The sequence below is a fragment of the Pseudomonas sp. WS 5503 genome, assembly GCF_012985385.1.
In the GTDB taxonomy this organism is placed as follows: domain Bacteria; phylum Pseudomonadota; class Gammaproteobacteria; order Pseudomonadales; family Pseudomonadaceae; genus Aquipseudomonas; species Aquipseudomonas paracarnis.
Genome location: NZ_JAAQWI010000004.1, coordinates 162,591 through 182,286, shown reverse-complemented (window position 1 = coordinate 182,286; position 19,696 = coordinate 162,591). Strand labels below are relative to the sequence as shown.

The window sequence follows — 19,696 nt, the reverse complement described above, 5'->3', positions numbered from 1 at the left end:
ACCTGACCATGTCCCCGCTGATTCGTTTACTCGCCAGCTTCGTCGCCCTGATGATGGCCATGGGCATTGGCCGCTTCGCCCTGACTCCGCAAATGCCGCATTTGCTCAGTGAAGGCCAGATCGACCTGACCGGCGCCGGCCTGATCGCAGCCGCCAATTACCTGGGCTATTTTGTCGGCGCGGTGGACTCGATCTTTGCCCGCAGCCATCAGCATGTGCGCGGGCGCCTCTACGGCGGGCTGTGGTTGTGCGTATTGCTGACCCTGGCGTCCTACTGGGCTAACGGGTTCTGGCCGCATTTGTTGCTGCGTTTCGGCACCGGGGTCGCCAGTGCCTGGGCCCTGGTGATGATTACCAGCCTGAGCCAGCCACTGGCGATTGCCGCCGGCCGCCCGCGCCTGGGTGCGCTGGTGTTTGCTGGGCCGGGGTTGGGGATTGTGCTGACGGGGCTGCTGGCGCTGGTGTCGAACCTATCGGGGCAAAGCTCTGCCGCGCTGTGGTTGATCTACGGGACGGTGGCGCTGGTGATGTTGCTGGCGATCCTGCCGTTTCTACCCAAGCCGACCCTCACCGTGACACAGCCCACCAGTGCGGGGAGCAACGGCAGCATCGCGCACTTGTGCTGTATCTATTTCTTGTACGGCCTGGGCTACATCATCCCGGCGACCTTTCTGTCGCAGATGGCCAGCGCACAATTCCACGGCGCCTGGCAGGCCGACTTGTTCTGGCCCTGCTTTGGCCTGGCGGCCGCGCTGGGAGTGGGGGTGGCCAGCCTGCGCCGCAAGCACCCGAACACCACCCGTCGCTGGCTGATGGCGACTTTATGGCTGCAAGCGGCAGGGGTGTTCGCCTGCCTATTCGGCAATGGCTGGGGCTTGGCGTTGGGCGTTTTACTGTGCGGTGCGCCATTTCTGGCCTGCATGCAGTTGGTGATGGCGCGATTAAGGGAGGTCGCGCCCCATGGCTACCAACGTAGCACGGGGTTGCTGACCGCCAGCTTCGCCGTCGGCCAATTGAGCGGCCCCCTGTTGGCATCGGTCAGCAGCCATCTCAGTGGCGGCCTGCAACCGGCGTTGGTCGTTGCCGGTACCGGGTTGTTATTAGCCGGTTCAGTACTGATCAACCGCCCTCTACCGCCACAGCCGATTTGCACACAAGTGGCCAACAGTGCAGCAAATGGCGGTTAGGCACGTGCCCCACGCCATGTCCATCAGCGCCAACCCAGCGGACCAGCCTTGAAGCGTGGCCCAGTTGCTCAGGTCATAGGTGCCGTAGGCCACCAGGCCAAGCAAGGCGCCCAAACGCGCAGCGCGCTGCCAACTGGCGCTGGGTAAGATAACCAGCACCACGCAACCGAGGACGTACAGGAGATAGAACAATACGGCAGGCAACAGGCGTGGCTGATCAAGCATCAGCGCGCCAAGCAGGGATTTGTAGGTGGGCCCCATGAGCACACCGAGCCAAAGGCCGTCGAGGACCAGGAAGGCGAGCAAGGTACCGAGGTAGGCATACAACGACTTTCTTGACATGAGCAAGCCCTACTGTGAAGGCAAGCTTGTTGTGGCGAGCAAGCTTGCTTGCGTTGGGGTGCGAAGCGCCCCCAAAAAAGCTTGCGACTGCTACGCAGTCGAGCGGGAGCAAGCTCCCTCGCCACAACAAGCTCGCTCCTACAGGAGAGCGAAGCGTACTCAGCTTAGTTCAATGCGATCCGCATGAATCACGATCTGGCCCTGCTTGTAGAGCGCACCAATGGCCTTCTTGAAGTTGCCCTTGCTCACGCCGAACAAGTTACTGATCACCGCCGGGTCGCTTTTGTCGCTGACCGGCAGGCTGCCATTGTTGTCGCGCAACTTGGCGAGGATCTTCGAGTTCAGGCTGGAGGCCGCTTCCTGGCCCACCGGCTGCAGGCTCAGGCTGATGTTGCCATCGGCGCGGATCTCTTTGATAAAGCCCTTCTCTTCCTTGCCCGGGCGCAGGAACTTGAACACTTCGTTCTTGTGGATCAAGCCCCAGTGCTTGTTGTTGATGATCGCCTTGAAGCCCATGTCAGTGGCTTCGGCCACCAGCAGGTCGACTTCCTGGCCCACCTTATAGTTCGCCGGCGTCTTGTCCAGGTAACGGTCAAGGCGAGCGGTGGCGGTGATGCGCTTGGTGTGCTTGTCGAGGTAGACGTGCACCACGCAATATTCACCCGCGGTCATCTGGCGTTTTTCTTCCGAATAAGGCAGCAGCAGATCCTTGGGCAAACCCCAATCAAGGAAGACGCCAATGCTGTTGACTTCCACAACTTTCAAACTGGCGAATTCACCGACTTGAACTTTGGGCTTTTCGGTGGTGGCGATAAGTTTGTCATCGCTGTCCAGATAAATGAAAACGTTGAGCCAGTCTTCATCTTCACTGGGAATATCTTTAGGGATATACCGATTAGGCAAGAGGATTTCCCCATCTTGCGCACCATCGAGGTACAAACCAAAGTTAGTGTGCTTGACCACTTGCAAGCTGTTGTAGCGCCCGACTAAAGCCATTTCCAATACCCTCATTGCGTGGGCGGCATTCTACCCGAGTTGTGCCCTGCACGCGCACACGCCTGAAAAATCGCGGGCTGGCATGGCGTTCCAGTGGCATCGCCCCACTCGTCTGATCGTTCGGTTCACTTTGAGCAGGCCATCAGCGTGTCCACAAGCCTTGGGTTTCCAGCTAAAACAGTAAGTTAGCGCTTTATTTCAGCGCTGAACTTCGGCTATTTCCAGCCGCGAGCACTTATTCTCGAGGGATATTTGCCAAGCAATTGTCAAGTATTTCCTGTACGATAGCTGGCCAAGTTAATTTTCTACAGGTTAGTGGCCGCCATGCGTGTAAAAGCATCCAACAGCAAAGCAAAGCCAGCTCCCGCCGTTGAAACCAGCGAATCGATCAATAGCCAGATTGCTGCGTTCCTCAAGTCCGGCGGCGAAATCCAGCAAATTGCCAAGGGCGTGAGCGGCCAGACTTTCGGCCCGTCCAAGCAGATCAGCCTGGGCAAGAAGTAATAGTCATACCCGCGCACTGCATCTGGTCCCTAAGCGTCTTGCCTTCGAGGCGCTAGGACTAGAGTTGCCACCCCCTCCCGACACCCTCAATACGCAGCTAATCGACGAACGGGCCTCAATGCCTGGCATTCGCCGGTATCCTTGCACCCGTCTAGCACGGGCATCTGCCTGAATCTTTCCGTTACTGCTCCTCGCTTTTCATGGAGTGAAGCATGCTTAAACGCTGTATTTTCGTGGTCAGCATCCTGGTCGCCAGCCCTTTGGCCGAAGCGCATATCTTCCAGCGCGAATTGGGTGACTTCGACCTGAAATTAGGTACAACCCCCAGCCGCACCATGGCCCAGGGCCTGGTCAAGCCGACCGCCCCTGGCAGCGACTCGTTCCACGGAGGCCTGGACCTTACCCACGACAGCGGCCTGTATTTCGGCCAGTTTTCCCCGAACATGGGCCTGTCGTCGGCCAATAACCTTGAAGTCGACTCCTACATGGGCTTCAAGCGTCCGTTCGACCAGACCCTGGGCTATGAAGTCGGCTTGATCCACTACAGCTACCCCAAGCTCACCCCCCTCGACAGCCAGGAGTTCTACGGCGGGCTGAACCTGTTGGGCAACCGCTTTGGCGTGTCTTTCAGCAACGACCCCGACCGCCAGGACAGCACCCTGTTTGCAGACCTGGGCGGCACCCAGCCTTTCGGCATCGGCGTCAGCATGAAATACACCACCCATCAACTGGGCACACCGGTCTCGGTAGAGAACGGCGCCATCAGCAGTTTCAGCGATTGGTCGGTACAGTTTTCCCGGGCCTGGAAAGGCATTGACCTGGACCTGATCTACAGCGGCTCCAGCCTCAGCGGCAGTGACTGCTCGGCCTACTCCGGACACAATTCGCAATGTGATGGGCTGTTGACCTTGAAGGCCGCGCGGTCGTTTTATTGATGGGCTGAACTGTCGCACCCCGCGCAGGTTCACATGCATTAACGCCCTCCATGCAAGGACCTGCCCATGTTGCGCCGGCTCAAACTCCTGATGCTACTGCTGACCCTGAGCCTGGTGCTCGCCGGCTGCAATCGCGTGGGCCTGGCCTACCGTAACCTCGACGTGATCATCCCCTGGACCCTCAACGACTACCTGGACATGAATGCCGGGCAAAAGAGCTGGTTCAACGACACCCTCAAGGAACACCTGGCCTGGCACTGCACCACGCAATTGCCTGGCTACCTGGACTGGCTCGACCGCCTGCAACAGATGGTCGACAGCAACCAGGTCACCGACGCCGCATTGCAAACCCGTACAGTCGAAGCCAAACAGGCAATTGCCGAGATTGCGCGGGAAATCACGCCCTCAGCCGTGCAATTGCTGCAAGGCCTGGACGATCAGCAGGTCAAGGACATGAGCGATGCCCTGGCCAAGGACCTGCGCAAACGCCAGGACGAATACCTCAAGCCGCCGCTGGCCCAGCAGATCAAGGAACGCGCCCAGCGCATGAGCAAGCGCCTGGACGCCTGGATCGGCCCATTGAGTCCGGCCCAGCAAAATCGCGTGACGGCCTGGTCCGCCCAGTTGGGCGCGCAAAACCAAGCGTGGATCGGCAACCGCGCCCATTGGCAGGCGCAATTTATCGAGGCGCTGCAACAACGCCACAGTGCCGATTTCCCGCAGAAAATCCAGCAACTGCTGGTCGATCGCGAAAGCCTGTGGACCCCACAATACCGCGCCGCCTACGCACAGACCGAAGCCGCCGCGCGCGGCTTGCTCGTGGACGTGATGGCCCAAAGCTCCCCAGCGCAGCGCCTGAAACTCACCCAAAAAATCGACAAGGTCCGCAGCGACTTCCAGGCGCTTAAATGCCTGAAAAGCGCACAGTCTTAGTCAGGCGCCAAGGTGCCCAGCCAGGCCACCAGGCCAAGGATGAGCACCACAGCGCCAAACTCCAGGGCCATGCTGCGCCGTAACGCACGGATCGCCACGTTATAATCGCCCGCCGCGATAGATTGTTGCAGAAGCGGCGTCAGGTGAAAGCGATTGAGCGCCGCCAAGGCCAGCATCACGCCGAACAACCCCAGCTTCAGGCATAGCAGCACCGCATAGACTCCGCCGTTGATGCCCCCCAGATTCGGCCCGACAACAAACAGATAATTGGCAACGCCAGTGCCGATCAGCACCAAGACAAATCCCGCGCCAATGCGCTCAAAGCCTGCCAATGCGCTGGCCAGAACCTGCACTCGATCATCCTGTGGCAACGGCGCAGGCATCAACAACAAACCGAATGCCGCCAACGCCCCCACCCAACCCGCCGCTGCCAACAGGTGTGCACTGTCGCTGACGATATGCCACACACCTTGCACGCCTTCGTGCATTACGCCGTGCCCTGTCCACACCAGGGTGGCCAACGCCACGCCAGCCGACAGCGTGGCCAGCGCCAGATGAGTGCTCAGTGCCGCCAGGACCAGCGCCGCGATACGCACCCACCACGTCAGCCCCAAGTCGGTCTGCCACAGCATCATCTGCACATGCGGCCATAGCGCCTGCCAATGAGTGGCGCCGCTCATGGATTGGGTCATGACCAATAGCGACGCCACCGAAAACGCCAGCCCCAAGCCGCCCGTCAATCCCATCCATGCCCTTAGATTGAGCCATCTACGTTGCTCAGCGTGCAGACCATAAAGGCCGAACAGTCCCAATCCAAATAGCATCATCAGGTCGAGATAGAGCGCGAAGCGCAATGCGATGGAGATCAGCTCACTCATGGCTGCACGCTGAACATCACATTACCGGTGATCGGATGTGTATCGGACGACACGGCACGCCAATCCACCCGATAGCTGCCGGTGGTAAGTGCGGAGACCGGCTTGATCAACATCACCTTGGGGTCGCTGCTCGCCGACACGCTGGCCTTCACCGGCATCGGCGAATTGGGCATGCCCGGCATGTCGGTCATGATCAACTTGGCCCCGGAAAACTGGGTCAGCAGGTTTTCTGAGAAATGCAATTCAATCACTGCGGGAGCGGCGCCCTGTGCGCCTGCCGCCGGAATGGATGACAGCAGCTTGGGGTGGGCCGAAGCGGGCAGGCTAAGACTTAAACCTACCCACAGCGCAGCACCCAGCAGCGTGGTTTTCAACATAGACATGCAAGACTCCAGGCCGCGCCAGGCGGCGAATAATAAAAAGGGAAACCCGTCAGAACCACAAGCGCACGCCGACGACCCAGCGCAGTTGATTGATGTCTTCGTCTTCGTCCCGTGCGTATTGCGCGGTCTGGCCATAAGTGCGGTTCCAGCTGAGCCCGACATAAGGCGCAAACTCGCGGCGAACTTCGTAGCGCAAACGCAAGCCCAGCTCACTTTCCGCCAAGCCCGAACCAACGCCGCGTTGCGGATCGTTCTGCGCATAAAAATTGAGTTCTGCGGTGGGCTGCAGGATCAGGCGATTGGTGAGCAGAATGTCGTAGTCACCTTCCAAGCGTGCGGCGGTATGCCCCGATTCGCCGACAAACAACGTGGCTTCGGCCTCAAAATTGTAGAGCGCCATGCCTTGTAGGCCAAAGGCCGCCCAGGTCTGGCTGTCACCGGGTTTGAAGTCCTGGCGCATGCCGCCGACCACGTCCCACCACGGGCCGATAGCGTGCCCCCATAACGCTTGGGCTTCGGCGCTTTCAGTGCGGCCGGCGCTGCGTTCGCCTTCACTGCGTAGCCACAGCCGGTCGATGTCACCGCCGACCCAACCCTTGATGTCCCAACTCTGCGCGTTGCCGTCGCCGCCCTGCCATTCCAACTGGTTGATCAGCAGCATCGAGTTCACGCCGCTGTCGTGCACCTGATGCCCTCCCGGCGCGTTGTAGACCGCTGCACGGTCTGCGTCGGTCAGCGCCGGAATCGGCGTACGGCTTTGCGTCAGCGCTGGCGTCACCGGGCTCATGCCCTGAAATTCCTCCTCGGCCGCCAACGCCCATGGGGCGAACCCCAGCGCGGCGAAGGCGATGCAAACGGGTAGAACGCAACGGTTCATGCTCGCTTCCTTATTCATGCACGCGCACCTCACGGAACATGCCCATTTCCATGTGGTACAGCAGGTGGCAGTGATAGGCCCAGCGCCCCAGGGCATCGGCGGTGACGCGGTAACTGCGACGGGAGCCGGGAGGCATATCGATGGTGTGTTTGCGCACCTGGAACTGGCCGTTTTCGTCCTCCAGGTCGCTCCATAAACCATGCAGGTGAATTGGGTGGGCCATCATGGTGTCGTTGACCAACACCACCCGCACGCGCTCGCCATAGGTCAGTTGCAGAGGCTCGGCATCGGAAAACTTCACGCCATTGAACGACCAGGCGAACTTCTCCATATGCCCGGTGAGATGCAATTCGACAGTGCGCGAGGGATCGCGGCCATCGGGGTCTTCAAAGGTACTGCGCAGGTCGGCATAGGTGAGCACCCGGCGGCCATTGTTGCGCAGGCCGATTCCAGGGTCGTCCAGCTTGGGCATCGGGTTCATCGCCTGCATGTCTACCAGCGGGCTGTTCTGCTCGCTGGCGGGGTGTTTCTGCATCGCCATCGCGCCCATGGCGCTGTGATCCATGCCTTCCATGCCCGGCATATCGGCCATGGCACCGTGGTCCATGCCGCCCATGCCCATGTCATCCATCGTCAGCCACGGGCGCGGATCAAGCGGCGGTACTGAGGCGGTCGCACCCATCTGCCGGGCGAGGGTGCCACGGGCATAGCCTGTGCGGTCCATGGACTGGGCAAACAGGGTATAGGCCTCTGCCACAGGCTCGACCAGCACATCGTAGGTTTCCGCCACGGCGATACGGAACTCGTCGACGCTTACCGGCTTCACCGGCTGGCCATCCGCGGCGATGACGGTCATCTTCAACCCAGGAATGCGCACATCAAAATAGGTCATCGCCGAGCCATTGATAAAACTCAGGCGAATCGTTTCCCCCGTCTTGAACACTCCGGTCCAGTTCTGCCCAGGCGGCTGGCCGTTGAGCAAGTAGGTGTAGGTCTCGCCGCTGACGTCCGCAAGGTCGGTGGGGTTCATCTTCATTTGCGCCCACATCAGCCGGTCGGCAGCCGTGGCCGACCAGCCCTGCTTGCCCACATCCCGGATAAAATCGCCCAGGGTGGGTTTGTGCAGGTTGTAGTAATCAGACTGCTTCTTGAGGGTCTTCATCAGGGCGATGGGGTCTTCGTCGGTCCAGTCCGACAGCATCACCACGTAATCGCGCTGGTAGATATACGGCTCGGGTTCCTTGGGGTCAATGACCAGCGGGCCATACACGCCCTGCTGTTCCTGAAGCCCTGAATGGCTGTGATACCAGTAAGTGCCGTGCTGTTTGACCTTGAACTGGTAGACGTAAAGGCCGCCCGGTTCGATGCCCTTGAAGCTCAGGCCGGGCACGCCGTCCATGGTCGATGGCAACAGGATGCCGTGCCAGTGGATCGAGGTGGGCTCGCCAAGACGGTTTTTCACGCGCAGGGTCACGGTGTCGCCTTCGCGCCAGCGTAACAGCGGGCCGGGCAGGCTGCCGTTGACGGTCAACGCGGTGCGCGGTTGGCCTGTCAGGTTGACGGGGGTCTGGTCAATAAACAGCTCAAATTCGCTGCCGGCGAGCACCGTGGGCTGGCCGGGGCTGGTCAGTGCCCACACAGGTGGGCGCCAAAGCCCGAGCCCACCCAGCAGGCCGCCTGCGGTCAGGCCTTTGACGAATGTGCGTCTGGAGGTTGTGGAGTGCATGCCGATTCAAGTCCGTGAGTTGAATGGCAGCAGATTAGGAGTCGCCGGCTGTCAGCAACCTTAGCGACAGATTACCGATTCGACAGGTTCACCCGGCTCCCTCGGGGGCGCCGGGGCACAAGAAGATCAGGCGATCTGCGCTTTGGAGGCCACTTCAGCGAACGTTGCCGGATCAAGCGCGTCCTCCTGCTCATCCAACACCTGACGTGGATGATCATTACCCGGAATCGAACTGTCGATCAGCGCCAGCAATTGCGCACCCAGCGCCGTCAGAATGAAATTCTCGCCATTGCCGCCCTCTTCCTCAGGCCGCGACTCGATAAAGCCACGCTTGAACAGCAGCGCCTCGTAATCGGCAGCGGTCTTCTTGAGTGCGTCCAGGTTGCCAGTGTCCTCGCCGGCCGTCGCCTTCTCGGCCGCTTCTTGTTCGGCGTATTTGCGCGGGGCAAAGCTGCCTTCGCCGTTCTGCACTTCATGCAGCAGACGTTCGATCAGATCCCAATTGTAAGTCGTCATCCTGATTCCTCCTGCAGGCCGATGGAGTTAGCCCGTCTTAGGGAGTGACACGTTCCGGCACGGGCCGTTCAACCAAACGGACGGGCGTCATTTCTCTGAACTTTCCCTAGGTTCGCCGCCTCAACTGCACATCACTGCCAAGGAAGTCCGACCATGAAAACCTTGATGAAGCTGACCCTCGCCGCCACGCTGTTGAGCACCCTGCCCGCCTGGGCCTGCACGCCTGAGGAGGCCACGGCCAAGCGCGAGGAGCTGGCCAAGGAAGTGACCAAGCTCACCGAGCAGAACCCGAACAAGGCCAAGGAGATGAATGACGAGTTGCAGAAGATGGACCTGGATACTGAAAGCGCCAAGTTTCCCGACAAGTGCCAGTTGATCGATGCGCGACTCAAGGAGCTCAGAGAGGCTGCGGGGAAGCATTGAGCACAACGCGACGCAGAGCGTCTCTGGAGGCATTCCCACGCGGAGCGTGGGAACGATCATGGCGAAAAAAAAACCGGACATTGTCCGGTTTTTTTATGCCCAACTGCTTATTCGGCAGCCGGAGCTTCTGGCTTGCGGCGCTTGAGCGGCGCCATGCCGTCCTTGCTGACGAGCGACAGGTTGTCGGTTTTCGGCCGGTTGGCGATCTTGCGCTTGGTCGGCGACTTGGCGCCGGTTTTCTTCTTGTCGCCCTTGGCATCGGTCTTTTTCTTCTTCACGCCAACGGCCTTGCCCGACGCCTTGACCTTCTTCGGCCCGGTGTACGTGCCTTTGACTTCCTTGATGGTGCGGCGCTCGAACGACTGCTTCAAGTAGCGTTCGATGCTCGACATCAGGTTCCAGTCGCCGTGGCAGATCAGCGAGATAGCCAGGCCATCGTTGCCGGCCCGTCCGGTACGGCCGATACGGTGCACGTATTCGTCGCCGCTGCGGGGCATGTCGAAGTTTATCACCAGGTCCAGGCCGTCGACGTCGAGGCCGCGTGCGGCAACATCGGTGGCCACCAGGATCTTCACGCCGCCCGCCTTGAGACGGTCGATGGCCAGCTTGCGGTCCTTCTGGTCTTTCTCGCCGTGCAGCACGAACGCCTTGTATTCCTGCGCAACCAGGCGCCCGTAGATACGGTCGGCGGCGGCACGGGTGTTGGTGAACACGATGGCCTTCTGGTAGGTCTCGTTGGCCAACAACCAGTTCAGGATCTGTTCTTTGTGCACGTTATGGTCAGCGGTGACGATCTGCTGGCGCGTAGTGGCGTTCAGGTCGCTGACGTTGTTGACCTGCAAGTGCTCAGGGTTGTTCAGCACCTTGGCGACCATATCGCGCAGGGTCGAACCACCGGTGGTGGCGGAGAACAGCATGGTCTGCTGGCGGTTGACGCACTCACCGACCAGACGTTGCACATCATCGGCAAAGCCCATGTCGAGCATGCGGTCGGCTTCGTCGAGCACCAGCACTTCGACTTCCTTGAGGTCGAGGTTGCCAGCGTTGAGCTGCTCGATCATGCGCCCTGGGGTGCCGATCAGGATGTCCGGTACCTTGCGCAACATCGCGGCCTGGACCTTGAAGTCTTCGCCACCGGTAATGATGCCGGACTTGATGAAGGTGAACTGCGAGAAGCGCTCGACTTCCTTCAGGGTCTGCTGGGCCAGCTCGCGGGTCGGCAGCAGGATCAGGGTCTTGATGCTGACGCGCACTTTGGCCGGGCCGATCAGGCGGTTAAGTACCGGAAGGACGAAAGCGGCGGTCTTGCCGCTGCCGGTTTGCGCCGTCACCCGCAGGTCACGCCCTTGCAGCGCGAGCGGGATGGCCGCTGCTTGCACAGGCGTAGGCTCGACAAATTTAAGCTCGGCCACGGCTTTAAGCAGGCGTTCGTGCAGGGCGAATTGGGAAAACACGGGTGCTACCTCGAAGAAATACAAAATATCAGCTGCATAGGTTACCGGTTTCGGGCGCCCAAACCGAGTTTCTTTACGCGAACGGGGCTAATCAGCTGCTTTTTTGTCAGCGATTTTGTCCAGAGCGTCAACTTTGTTGCACTTAAATGCTCTAATCGCCCCGTGTTGTCTTACAGAAGAATCGGTTCACTCATGGATATCAAACAGCTCTGGCTCAACGTCCAAGACCTTTGGGGCGCCCTCGATGAACACCCGGTCCTGCATTCCAGCCTAGGCTTGCTGGTGTTGCTGGTGGTGGCATTGGTGGTGGGAAGGGTCGCCCGTTACCTCATCCTGCACGCGGTCAAATTGCTCGGCCGGCAGCCGGCCCTGCACTGGCTGAACGACCTGCGGCATAACAAAGTCTTCCATCGCCTGGCGCAGATGACGCCATCGCTGGTGGTCCAGTTCGGACTGTACCTCGTGCCGGACCTGAGCAAGACCGCCATTCTGTTTATCGGCAACGTCGCCCTGGCGATCACCATTCTGTTCATGGTTTTGGCCATGAGTGCCCTGCTCAACGCGCTGCTGGATATCTACGCACGCACCGAACACGCACGCACCCGCTCGATCAAGGGCTATGTGCAACTGGCGAAAATGGTGCTGTTCGTGTTCGGCGCGATCATCATCGTCGCCACCCTGATCGACCGCTCGCCGCTGTTGCTGCTGTCGGGCCTGGGTGCGATGTCGGCGGTGATTCTGTTGGTTTACAAGGACACGCTGCTGTCGTTCGTCGCCAGTGTGCAATTGACCAGCAACGACATGCTGCGCGTCGGTGACTGGATCGAAATGCCCCAGGTGGGTGCCGATGGCGATGTGGTGGATATCACCCTGCACACGGTGAAGGTGCAGAACTTCGACAAGACCATCGTTTCCATCCCCACCTGGCGCCTGATGTCCGAGTCGTTCAAGAACTGGCGTGGCATGCAGGCCTCCGGTGGGCGCCGTATCAAGCGCAGCCTGTACATCGACGCCAGCGGCGTACGCTTCCTGAACGACGAGGAAGAAGTGCGCATGACCCAGGTGCACTTGCTCAGCGGCTATATCAGCCGCAAGCAGGCCGAACTCAAGGCCTGGAACGAGGCTCAGGGCCACAGCGCGCAACTGTCGGCCAACCGTCGGCGCATGACCAACCTCGGCACCTTCCGCGCCTACGCACTGGCATACCTGCAAAGCCACCCGGACATCCAGCCGAACATGACCTGCATGGTGCGCCAGATGCAAACTACCGCCCAGGGCGTGCCGCTGGAGATCTACTGCTTTACCCGCACCACGGCGTGGGGCGATTACGAGCGGATCCAGGGCGATATCTTCGATTATCTGTTGGCGGTGTTGCCGGAGTTCGGGCTGAGCCTGTATCAGCAGCCGAGCGGCAACGACCTGCGCGCCGGCGTGCTGCCGGCATTGGCCGGGGCCACGCAGGTACCCGTCGCCGAAACGGCATGAGTGATGCAAACGGGATTACGGCAGTGACGCCGTAATCTCCTTGCGGCAAACCTCAAGCACTTCATCGGCCAGTGCGGAATCATCCGGGCACGCCCGCGACAGCATGATTGCGCCGATGGCATGGGCCATGCTGTCGAGCATTTTCGCGCGCACGCCTTCTTGTGGCGTCTCATGAGCTGCGTTGTACTTTGCTTCCAGGGCCTGCAGGGTATTTTCCAAACCGTCGGCAAAGGTCGCCTTCAGCGTGTCCGATTGACGGGCAGCATCGGCACACAACGCCGCCAATGTGCATCCGCCGCCGCGATGGTCGCGGTGCTGCCTGGACAGGTAAACCTCGAAAAACTGCTCCACCTCCATCTCCGCACTGTCGGCCAGTGACTGCGCCAGGCTGTTGGCGGCTGCTTCCGCCATCAAGTCCGCCTTGGAACCGAAGTGCTTGTAAAAGCCGCCTTGGGTAAAACCGGCCGCAGCCATCAACTCGGCCACGCCCACCCCATCGAAACCCCGCTCGCGGAATAGCTCGGAAGCTGTCGCGACGATATGGGCCCGATTGCTCTGTGACTGCGCCTTGGTGATCTTCATGTCTGTGGTCCTGCCAGCTTGCGAGATAGGCATATTACTATGATGTCGATCATAATCAAAACCGTTGACAGCTTTGATTATGATCGACATCATAAAACCTCCTCGCACTCACAGAGCATCACACCATGAGCACTTCCACTACCGTTCTGATCACTGGCGCTTCGACCGGCATTGGCGCCGCCTACGCCGAACGCTTTGCCGCACGCGGCCACGACCTCGTACTGGTCGCCCGTGACATAGCGCGCCTGGAAGCGCTCGCCGCCAGGCTGCGTGAGCACCACGCCGTCAGCGTTGATATCCTCCCGGCCGACCTGACCCAAAGCGCTGACTTGGCCGCAGTTGAAGCGCGCCTGCGCGATGACGCCAGCATTGGCACGCTAGTCAATAATGCAGGCGCCGCGCAGTCCGGCAGTTTTATTGAACAGTCCACCGAAAGCGTCGTGCAGTTGGTCGCCCTCAACACCACGGCGCTGGTACGCCTGGCCAGTGCCATCGCCCCGCGCCTGGCGGCAGCCGGCAACGGCGCTATCATCAACATTGGCTCGGTAGTGGGCCTAGCCCCGGAATTCGGCATGACGGTGTACGGCGCGACCAAGGCGTTCGTGCTGTTCCTGTCCCAAGGCATGAGCCTGGAACTGGCGCCCAAAGGCGTGTACGTGCAAGCCGTGCTGCCCGCTGCCACGCGTACCGAGATCTGGGAGCGTGCGGGCATTGATATCAACACCCTCACGGACGTGATGGAAGTGGGTGATCTGGTGGACGCAGCGCTGGTCGGTTTCGACCGCCGCGAGCCGGTGACCATTCCGCCGTTGCAGGACGGCGCCCGTTGGGACGCGTTGCAGGCTGCGCGGCAAGGCTTGCTGGCGCAGATCAAGCAGTCCCAGGTTGCCGAGCGTTACCTGGCCAACGCCTGATCAACCGGTAGCAGGCGTGCTCCGCGCCTGCCCTTCTCACCGAAGCAACGAGCGTTGAACCATGAAGGCATTTTCCATCGAACGGTACGGCAAGCAGCCCGGCCGCCTCATCGAAACCCCCGCGCCTGTTGTGGGTGAACATGACGTGCTGGTCCAGGTGCGGGCCAGCAGCGTCAATGTGCTGGATGCAAAGATCGCCAAGGGCGAATTCAAACTGATCCTGCCCTATGCATTGCCGTTGACACTGGGCAACGACCTGGCCGGCGTGGTGCTCAGCGTCGGCGCTGCGGTACGACGCTTCAAGCCGGGGGACGAAGTCTACGCTCGTCCGCCCCAGCAACGTATCGGCACCTTCGCCGAGCGGATTGCCGTGCACGAAGACGCACTGGCGCGCAAACCCGACAACATCACCATGGAGCAAGCCGCGTCCCTGCCCCTGGTCGCGCTCACGGCGTGGCAGGTGCTGGTGGAAACCGCGAAGCTGAAGAAAGGCCAGAAGGTGTTCATTCATGCGGGCTCAGGCGGGGTGGGCAGTATCGCCATCCAGCTGGCCAAGCATTTGGGCGCTTTTGTCGCCACCACCACCAGCACCGCCAATGTGGAGTGGGTCAAGGCGTTGGGCGCGGATGTAGTGATCGACTACAAACAGCAAGCCTTCGAGGCCGTGCTGCGGGATTACGATGTGGTGCTGAACAGCCTGGGCCCGGATGCGCTGGCCAAGTCACTGAAGACTCTCAAGCCCGGCGGTCAGCTCATCTCCATCTCCGGGCCGCCGACGCCCGCCTTCGCCCGCGCCCAGAACCTGCCATGGGTATTAGGCCTGGTCATGGGCCTGTTGAGCAGCGGTATCCGCAGGAAAGCACGCAAGCAAGGCGTGAGCTATGAGTTTGTCTTCATGCGTGCCAGTGGCGCACAACTGGATGACATCACCGCGCTGGTCGAGTCCGGCAGTATCCGGCCGGTTATCGACCGTACCTTTCCGTTCGAATCCACAGCGGCGGCCCTGGACCATGTCGAACAAGGCCGCGCCAAAGGCAAGGTAGTGATCACGATGGAGACGACACCGCCCGACGTACACCCAGCCGGCTGATCCAAACCGCCCCCAGAATCACCAGACCGCCCAGGGCCAAACGGCCCAGCGGTTCGTGCTGGTTCCAGATCAGCAGGTTCAGCAGCAACCCCACCGGCACATGCAGGTTGTTCATCACCGCCAGGGTGCCGCCATTGACCAGGCAAGCACCCTTGTTCCACCAGTACATGCCCAGCGCGGTGCTGACCAAACCGAGGAACACCAGCACACCCCATTGCAGCGGCGCTTGCGGCAGGAAGTCAGCCTTGCCGAACAGCAGGAATGCCGGCAACACCACCAACAAGGCACCCAGGTAGAAATAACCGAAACGCCGGAAGTGCGGCTGGTCACTGGGATAACGCGCCACCAGGTGCTTGTACATGACTTGCCCGGCGGCGTAGGTGAAGTTGGCCAATTGCAGCAGCAAGAACCCCATCAGGAAGTGCGGGGTGATCTGATCGAAACGAATCACCGCCGCACCGCCCACCGCCACCAGGGCCGCCACCAGCGCCCAGGGATTGAAGCGGCGATTAAGCGCGTCCTCGATCAGGGTCACATGCAGCGGCGTGAGGATGGTGAACAGCAGCACTTCCGGCACCGTCAGCACGCGAAAGCTCAGGTACAGGCATACGTAGGTCACGCCGAACTGCAACGCACCGATCACCAACATGCCGCGCATGAACGCGGGCTCCACCGAGCGCCAGCGCGTCAGCGGAATAAAAATCAGCCCGGCCAGCACGACGCGCACCAGCACCGCAAAGTAGCTGTCGACGTGACCGGCGAGGTATTCGCCAATCAAGCTGAAGGAAAATGCCTGAATCAGGGTGACAACCAGTAAATAGCCCATGCGCGCCTCGTTTCGAATGGGCGCGACATTAAAGCTTTTTGGTTTTTGAAGAAACTCGGCGCAAAAAAAACCCGACCTCGCTAAAGCGGCAGTCGGGCAGGAGCACTCAGGAGCAAAAAGTGCAAAGGGAGGTTCGATACGCGTACTTGAAGGGTTTGCGTGGGGCTATATAAGCAGCACGGGATTATCTGACGATTAACGCCTCAGGCCACCTGGGCCAGCAGTGCCTTGGCGTGATTGACGCCCTTCTCCTGGAAGTCGCCGCCCAGGTTGACGCCTTCGGCGTGAATGAAGGTGACGTCATGAATGCCAATAAATGCCATGACCTGGCGCAGGTACGGTTCCTGGTGATCCGAGGTAGCACCCGTGTGAATACCGCCGCGTGCGGTGAGCACGATGGCGCGCTTGCCGGTCAACAGGCCCTGGGGCCCAGTGGCGGTGTATTTGAAAGTCACACCGGCCCGCAACACGTGATCCAGCCAGGCTTTGAGGGTGCTGGGGATAGCGAAGTTGTACATCGGCGCGGCCATCACCAACACGTCGGCGGCCAGCAGTTCGTCAGTTAACTCGTTGGAGCGGTCCAGGGACACCTGTTCGTCGTCGTTACGCTGCTCCGCCGGTTTCATCCAGCCGCCCAGCAGGTTGGCATCCAGATGGGGTACCGGATTGAGCGCTACGTCGCGCACGGTGATGCGGTCTGCCGGATGGGCGACTTGCCATTGGCTGATGAACTGTTGGGTGAGCTGGCGGGAAATGGAATCCTGCTGGCGCGCACTGCTTTCGATGATCAGAACATTGGACATGGCTTCGTAGGCTCCATCGGTAATTGCTGTAAGTCGATGGAGAGAAGGTTAACCAGGGCCTATTCGATAAAAAAGCGCAAAAAACTGCTACAACCCATCTAGAAATTTGTTTATAAGCGGAGTATTCCTGTGGGCATGCCCCGCTACCGCTTTATTTTGGGGCGCAGTCCAAGGCAATGCGCATCTTGATGATGGCGCGGTTGAACTTGACCGTGGTGTTGGTGCTTTTGCCTGCCGGCACAGTCACGGTGCGACGGCGTGGCGATTCCGGGCCGTTGGTGAAGGTAACCTTGCACACAGCGTCCTGGGTACCGTAGTTGTTCAGCTGGATCGAACTGATGTCGCCGTCCACATCGGAGGCGGTGTAATCAATGCTCACGCCATCGATCTTTTTCGTCACGTCGATAGGGTAGGCAAACGCGCTCATCGGCAGCAGCGCCAGCAACACACAACACAATTTTCTCATTCGGCAGTCTCCAATAAGGACCGCCAGCTTAGGACAAGAGGAGCTCATCTTGAAAGCGCCCCGCGTTACCCTCGATCAATGGCGCACCTTGCAAGCCGTGGTCGATCATGGCGGCTTTGCCCAAGCCGCCGAAGCGCTGCACCGTTCGCAATCTTCAGTGAGCTACACCGTAGCGCGCATGCAGGACCAACTCGGCGTCCCCTTGCTGCGTATCGACGGGCGCAAGGCGGTGCTGACCGAAGCCGGTGAAGTGCTGCTGCGCCGCTCCCGCCAACTGGTGAAAAACGCCAGCCAACTGGAAGACCTCGCCCATCACATGGAGCAGGGCTGGGAAGCCGAAGTGCGCCTGGTGGTGGATGCCGCCTACCCCAGCGCACGCCTCGTTCGCGCGCTGACCGCCTTTATGCCCCAAAGCCGTGGCTGCCGGGTGCGCCTGCGCGAAGAAGTGCTGTCCGGCGTCGAAGAGTTGCTGCTCGACGGCATGGCGGACCTGGCCATTTGCGGGTTTATCATCCCGGGCTACCTGGGCACGGAAATGAGCGATGTGGAGTTCGTCGCCGTGGCCCACCCCGATCACTCGCTGCATCGCCTCAACCGTGAGCTGAGTTTCCACGACCTGGAGAGCCAGATGCAGGTGGTGATCCGTGACTCGGGCCGCCAACAACCGCGCGACGTCGGCTGGCTAGGCGCCGAACAGCGCTGGACCGTCGGCAGCCTCGCTACCGCCGCCACCTTCGTCGGCAGCGGCCTGGGCTTTGCCTGGCTGCCCCGGCACATGATCGAGCGCGAACTCAAGGAAGGCGTGCTCAAGCAGCTTCCCCTGGAAAAAGGTGGCAGTCGAAACCCGACGTTTTACCTGTACTCCAACAAAGACAAACCCTTGGGGCCCGCCACGCAGATCCTCGTGGAATTGCTGCGCACCTTTGACACCGCCCCCCTGGACGCGCCCTTCGCCGCTCCCCAACAAGCCTGAAACGGAGTTCATCCATGGCCTGGTTCGATCATGAAGGCTGCAGCCTGCATTACGAGGAATACGGCCATGGCAACCCCCTGATCCTGATCCACGGCCTGGGCTCCAGCAGCCAGGATTGGGAACTGCAAATACCGGTACTCGCCCGGCACTACCGCCTGATCGTGGTTGACGTGCGCGGCCATGGTCGCTCGGACAAACCCCGGGAGCGCTACAGCATCAAAGGGTTTACCTTCGACCTGGTCGCCCTGATCGAACACCTGGACCTGCCAGCGGCCCACGTGGTGGGTTTATCCATGGGCGGCATGATCGCCTTCCAACTGGCGGTGGATGAACCCCTGCGGGTCAAGAGCCTGTGCATCGTCAACAGCGCGCCTGAGGTCAAGGTGCGCAGTGCCGACGACTATTGGCAGTGGGCCAAACGCTGGACCCTGGCCCGCGTGCTCAGCCTGGGCACCATCGGCAAGGCCTTGGGCGATCGGCTGTTCCCAAAACCTGAGCAGGCCGACCTGCGCCGCAAGATGGCCGAACGCTGGGCAAGCAACGACAAACGTGCTTATCTCGCCAGCTTCGACGCCATCGTGGGCTGGGGCGTGCAGGAACAACTGTCGAGAATTGCCTGTCCAACCCTGGTCATCAGCTCCGACCATGACTACACCCCAGTGGCGCAGAAAGAAATCTATGTAAAACTGCTGCCCGATGCGCGGCTGGTGGTCATCGAAGATTCCCGCCATGCCACGCCCTTGGATCAACCCGAGGTCTTTAACGCGACCTTGCTCGAGTTTTTAAAGACCGTCGAAACCACTACCCAGGATCACTGACCCATGCTGAAAAAAATCGCCTTCTTTGCCGGTTCCGCCCTGTTCGCTGCCAACCTGATGGCGGCCGAGCCGGCCAAGGCGCCACACGTGTTGCTCGACACCACCAACGGCCAGATTGAAATCGAACTGGACCCGGTCAAGGCGCCGATCAGCACCAAGAACTTCCTGGCCTATGTCGACAAGGGCTTCTACACCAACACGATCTTTCACCGCGTGATCCCCGGCTTCATGGTCCAGGGCGGCGGGTTCACCCAGCAAATGGCGCAAAAGCCGACCGAAGCACCGATCAAGAACGAAGCCAGCAATGGCCTGCATAACGTGCGTGGCACCTTGTCCATGGCTCGCACCAATGACCCGAACTCGGCCACCAGCCAATTCTTCATCAACGTGGCTGACAATGCCTTCCTCGACCCGGGCCGCGATGCCGGTTATGCCGTGTTCGCCAAAGTGGTCAAGGGCATGGACGTGGTAGACATCATCGTCAACTCCCAGACCACCACCAAGCAAGGCATGCAGAACGTGCCTATCGATCCTGTGATCATCAAGTCGGCCAAGCGCATCGACTGAGGTCCGCAGGCAGCTTTG

The 19,696-nt window shown here is 60.4% G+C and carries 23 protein-coding genes; 11 read left to right on the top strand and 12 right to left on the bottom strand.

Annotated features, from left to right (window positions below; translation table 11 throughout):
* Window positions 1-8: 8 nt before the first annotated feature.
* On the top strand, window positions 9-1,187 hold the full coding sequence (locus tag HBO10_RS12720) for an MFS transporter (RefSeq protein ID WP_034128312.1): 1,179 nt from the start codon (window positions 9-11) through the stop codon (window positions 1,185-1,187).
* On the opposite strand, the gene HBO10_RS12715 is transcribed toward HBO10_RS12720, so the two are convergent.
* Together HBO10_RS12715 and HBO10_RS12710 are read right to left on the bottom strand one after the other, a co-directional pair.
* Window positions 1,131-1,529: a DUF2177 family protein gene (locus tag HBO10_RS12715; protein ID WP_080757723.1), complete on the bottom strand. Its 399-nt coding sequence runs from the start codon at window positions 1,527-1,529 to the stop codon at window positions 1,131-1,133. The genes HBO10_RS12720 and HBO10_RS12715 overlap by 57 nt on opposite strands.
* A 159-nt stretch (window positions 1,530-1,688) precedes the next feature.
* Window positions 1,689-2,525 (bottom strand): S1-like domain-containing RNA-binding protein, encoded by an 837-nt coding sequence (locus HBO10_RS12710; protein ID WP_034128310.1) that lies wholly within the window; start codon window positions 2,523-2,525, stop codon window positions 1,689-1,691.
* A 324-nt stretch (window positions 2,526-2,849) separates the two neighbouring features.
* Between HBO10_RS12710 and HBO10_RS12705 the strand changes: the two genes are divergently transcribed.
* The 3 genes from HBO10_RS12705 to HBO10_RS12695 all read left to right on the top strand — a co-directional run bounded on the left by HBO10_RS12705 (window position 2,850) and on the right by HBO10_RS12695 (window position 4,897).
* Window positions 2,850-3,029, top strand: a complete 180-nt coding sequence (locus tag HBO10_RS12705) for a hypothetical protein (RefSeq protein ID WP_003193095.1) — start codon at window positions 2,850-2,852, stop codon at window positions 3,027-3,029.
* Between the two features lie 212 nt (window positions 3,030-3,241).
* Entirely contained in the window at window positions 3,242-3,964 is a 723-nt protein-coding gene (locus tag HBO10_RS12700) for a TorF family putative porin (RefSeq protein WP_034128309.1), read from the top strand.
* 66 nt (window positions 3,965-4,030) lie between these two features.
* Complete coding sequence (locus HBO10_RS12695; RefSeq protein WP_034128308.1) at window positions 4,031-4,897, top strand: DUF6279 family lipoprotein; 867 nt, start codon at window positions 4,031-4,033, stop codon at window positions 4,895-4,897.
* Here HBO10_RS12695 and copD read toward each other — a convergent pair.
* From copD to HBO10_RS12670, 5 genes are all read right to left on the bottom strand, one after another.
* Entirely contained in the window at window positions 4,894-5,775 is an 882-nt protein-coding gene (gene copD, locus HBO10_RS12690) for a copper homeostasis membrane protein CopD (protein WP_034128307.1), read from the bottom strand. The two genes, HBO10_RS12695 and copD, sit on opposite strands and share 4 nt — an antisense overlap.
* Window positions 5,772-6,158, bottom strand: coding sequence for a copper homeostasis periplasmic binding protein CopC (gene copC, locus HBO10_RS12685; protein WP_034128306.1), 387 nt, complete (start codon window positions 6,156-6,158; stop codon window positions 5,772-5,774). The genes copD and copC overlap by 4 nt, the downstream gene beginning before the upstream one ends.
* 49 nt (window positions 6,159-6,207) lie before the next feature.
* The gene (locus HBO10_RS12680; protein ID WP_034128305.1) at window positions 6,208-7,035 is read right to left on the bottom strand and encodes a copper resistance protein B; all 828 of its coding nucleotides are present in this window, start codon (window positions 7,033-7,035) and stop codon (window positions 6,208-6,210) included.
* A 10-nt stretch (window positions 7,036-7,045) separates the two neighbouring features.
* Window positions 7,046-8,761 (bottom strand): copper resistance system multicopper oxidase, encoded by a 1,716-nt coding sequence (locus HBO10_RS12675; RefSeq protein ID WP_169922001.1) that lies wholly within the window; start codon window positions 8,759-8,761, stop codon window positions 7,046-7,048.
* A gap of 126 nt (window positions 8,762-8,887) precedes the next feature.
* Complete coding sequence (locus HBO10_RS12670) at window positions 8,888-9,277, bottom strand: hypothetical protein (RefSeq protein WP_034128303.1); 390 nt, start codon at window positions 9,275-9,277, stop codon at window positions 8,888-8,890.
* 153 nt (window positions 9,278-9,430) lie between these two features.
* Between HBO10_RS12670 and HBO10_RS12665 the strand changes: the two genes are divergently transcribed.
* A complete protein-coding gene (locus tag HBO10_RS12665; RefSeq protein ID WP_034128302.1) occupies window positions 9,431-9,700 on the top strand; it encodes a hypothetical protein in 270 nt (89 codons plus the stop codon).
* 107 nt (window positions 9,701-9,807) lie between these two features.
* Here the strand turns inward: HBO10_RS12665 and HBO10_RS12660 are convergent, their stop codons facing one another.
* Window positions 9,808-11,154, bottom strand: coding sequence for a DEAD/DEAH box helicase (locus HBO10_RS12660; RefSeq protein ID WP_003193110.1), 1,347 nt, complete (start codon window positions 11,152-11,154; stop codon window positions 9,808-9,810).
* A gap of 192 nt (window positions 11,155-11,346) precedes the next feature.
* Here HBO10_RS12660 and HBO10_RS12655 point away from each other — a divergent pair, with 192 nt between their 5' ends.
* Window positions 11,347-12,639 (top strand): mechanosensitive ion channel family protein, encoded by a 1,293-nt coding sequence (locus HBO10_RS12655; RefSeq protein ID WP_034128301.1) that lies wholly within the window; start codon window positions 11,347-11,349, stop codon window positions 12,637-12,639.
* Between the two features lie 15 nt (window positions 12,640-12,654).
* On the opposite strand, the gene HBO10_RS12650 is transcribed toward HBO10_RS12655, so the two are convergent.
* Window positions 12,655-13,221 (bottom strand): TetR/AcrR family transcriptional regulator, encoded by a 567-nt coding sequence (locus HBO10_RS12650; RefSeq protein ID WP_034128300.1) that lies wholly within the window; start codon window positions 13,219-13,221, stop codon window positions 12,655-12,657.
* A 125-nt stretch (window positions 13,222-13,346) separates the two neighbouring features.
* Here HBO10_RS12650 and HBO10_RS12645 point away from each other — a divergent pair, with 125 nt between their 5' ends.
* The gene (locus HBO10_RS12645) at window positions 13,347-14,135 is read left to right on the top strand and encodes an SDR family oxidoreductase (RefSeq protein ID WP_034128299.1); all 789 of its coding nucleotides are present in this window, start codon (window positions 13,347-13,349) and stop codon (window positions 14,133-14,135) included.
* Window positions 14,136-14,196: 61 nt separating this feature from the next.
* Window positions 14,197-15,225 carry an NADP-dependent oxidoreductase gene (locus tag HBO10_RS12640; protein ID WP_034128298.1) on the top strand — a complete coding sequence of 343 codons (1,029 nt, stop codon included), beginning with the start codon at window positions 14,197-14,199 and terminating at the stop codon, window positions 15,223-15,225.
* On the opposite strand, the gene HBO10_RS12635 is transcribed toward HBO10_RS12640, so the two are convergent.
* The 3 genes from HBO10_RS12635 to HBO10_RS12625 form a co-directional block, all read right to left on the bottom strand.
* On the bottom strand, window positions 15,182-16,051 hold the full coding sequence (locus HBO10_RS12635) for a carboxylate/amino acid/amine transporter (RefSeq protein WP_034128297.1): 870 nt from the start codon (window positions 16,049-16,051) through the stop codon (window positions 15,182-15,184). The two genes, HBO10_RS12640 and HBO10_RS12635, sit on opposite strands and share 44 nt — an antisense overlap.
* Before the next feature lie 203 nt (window positions 16,052-16,254).
* Window positions 16,255-16,854: an FMN-dependent NADH-azoreductase gene (locus HBO10_RS12630; protein WP_034128296.1), complete on the bottom strand. Its 600-nt coding sequence runs from the start codon at window positions 16,852-16,854 to the stop codon at window positions 16,255-16,257.
* 151 nt (window positions 16,855-17,005) lie between these two features.
* A complete protein-coding gene (locus HBO10_RS12625) occupies window positions 17,006-17,320 on the bottom strand; it encodes a 3-phosphoglycerate kinase (protein ID WP_034128295.1) in 315 nt (104 codons plus the stop codon).
* Between the two features lie 49 nt (window positions 17,321-17,369).
* Between HBO10_RS12625 and HBO10_RS12620 the strand changes: the two genes are divergently transcribed.
* From HBO10_RS12620 to HBO10_RS12610, 3 genes are read left to right on the top strand one after another with little or no spacing between them, the layout of a single operon-like run.
* Window positions 17,370-18,293 carry a LysR family transcriptional regulator gene (locus HBO10_RS12620; RefSeq protein WP_003193120.1) on the top strand — a complete coding sequence of 308 codons (924 nt, stop codon included), beginning with the start codon at window positions 17,370-17,372 and terminating at the stop codon, window positions 18,291-18,293.
* A 14-nt stretch (window positions 18,294-18,307) separates the two neighbouring features.
* A complete protein-coding gene (locus HBO10_RS12615) occupies window positions 18,308-19,111 on the top strand; it encodes an alpha/beta hydrolase (RefSeq protein ID WP_034128294.1) in 804 nt (267 codons plus the stop codon).
* A gap of 3 nt (window positions 19,112-19,114) precedes the next feature.
* A complete protein-coding gene (locus HBO10_RS12610; RefSeq protein ID WP_034128293.1) occupies window positions 19,115-19,678 on the top strand; it encodes a peptidylprolyl isomerase in 564 nt (187 codons plus the stop codon).
* Window positions 19,679-19,696 lie beyond the last annotated feature (18 nt).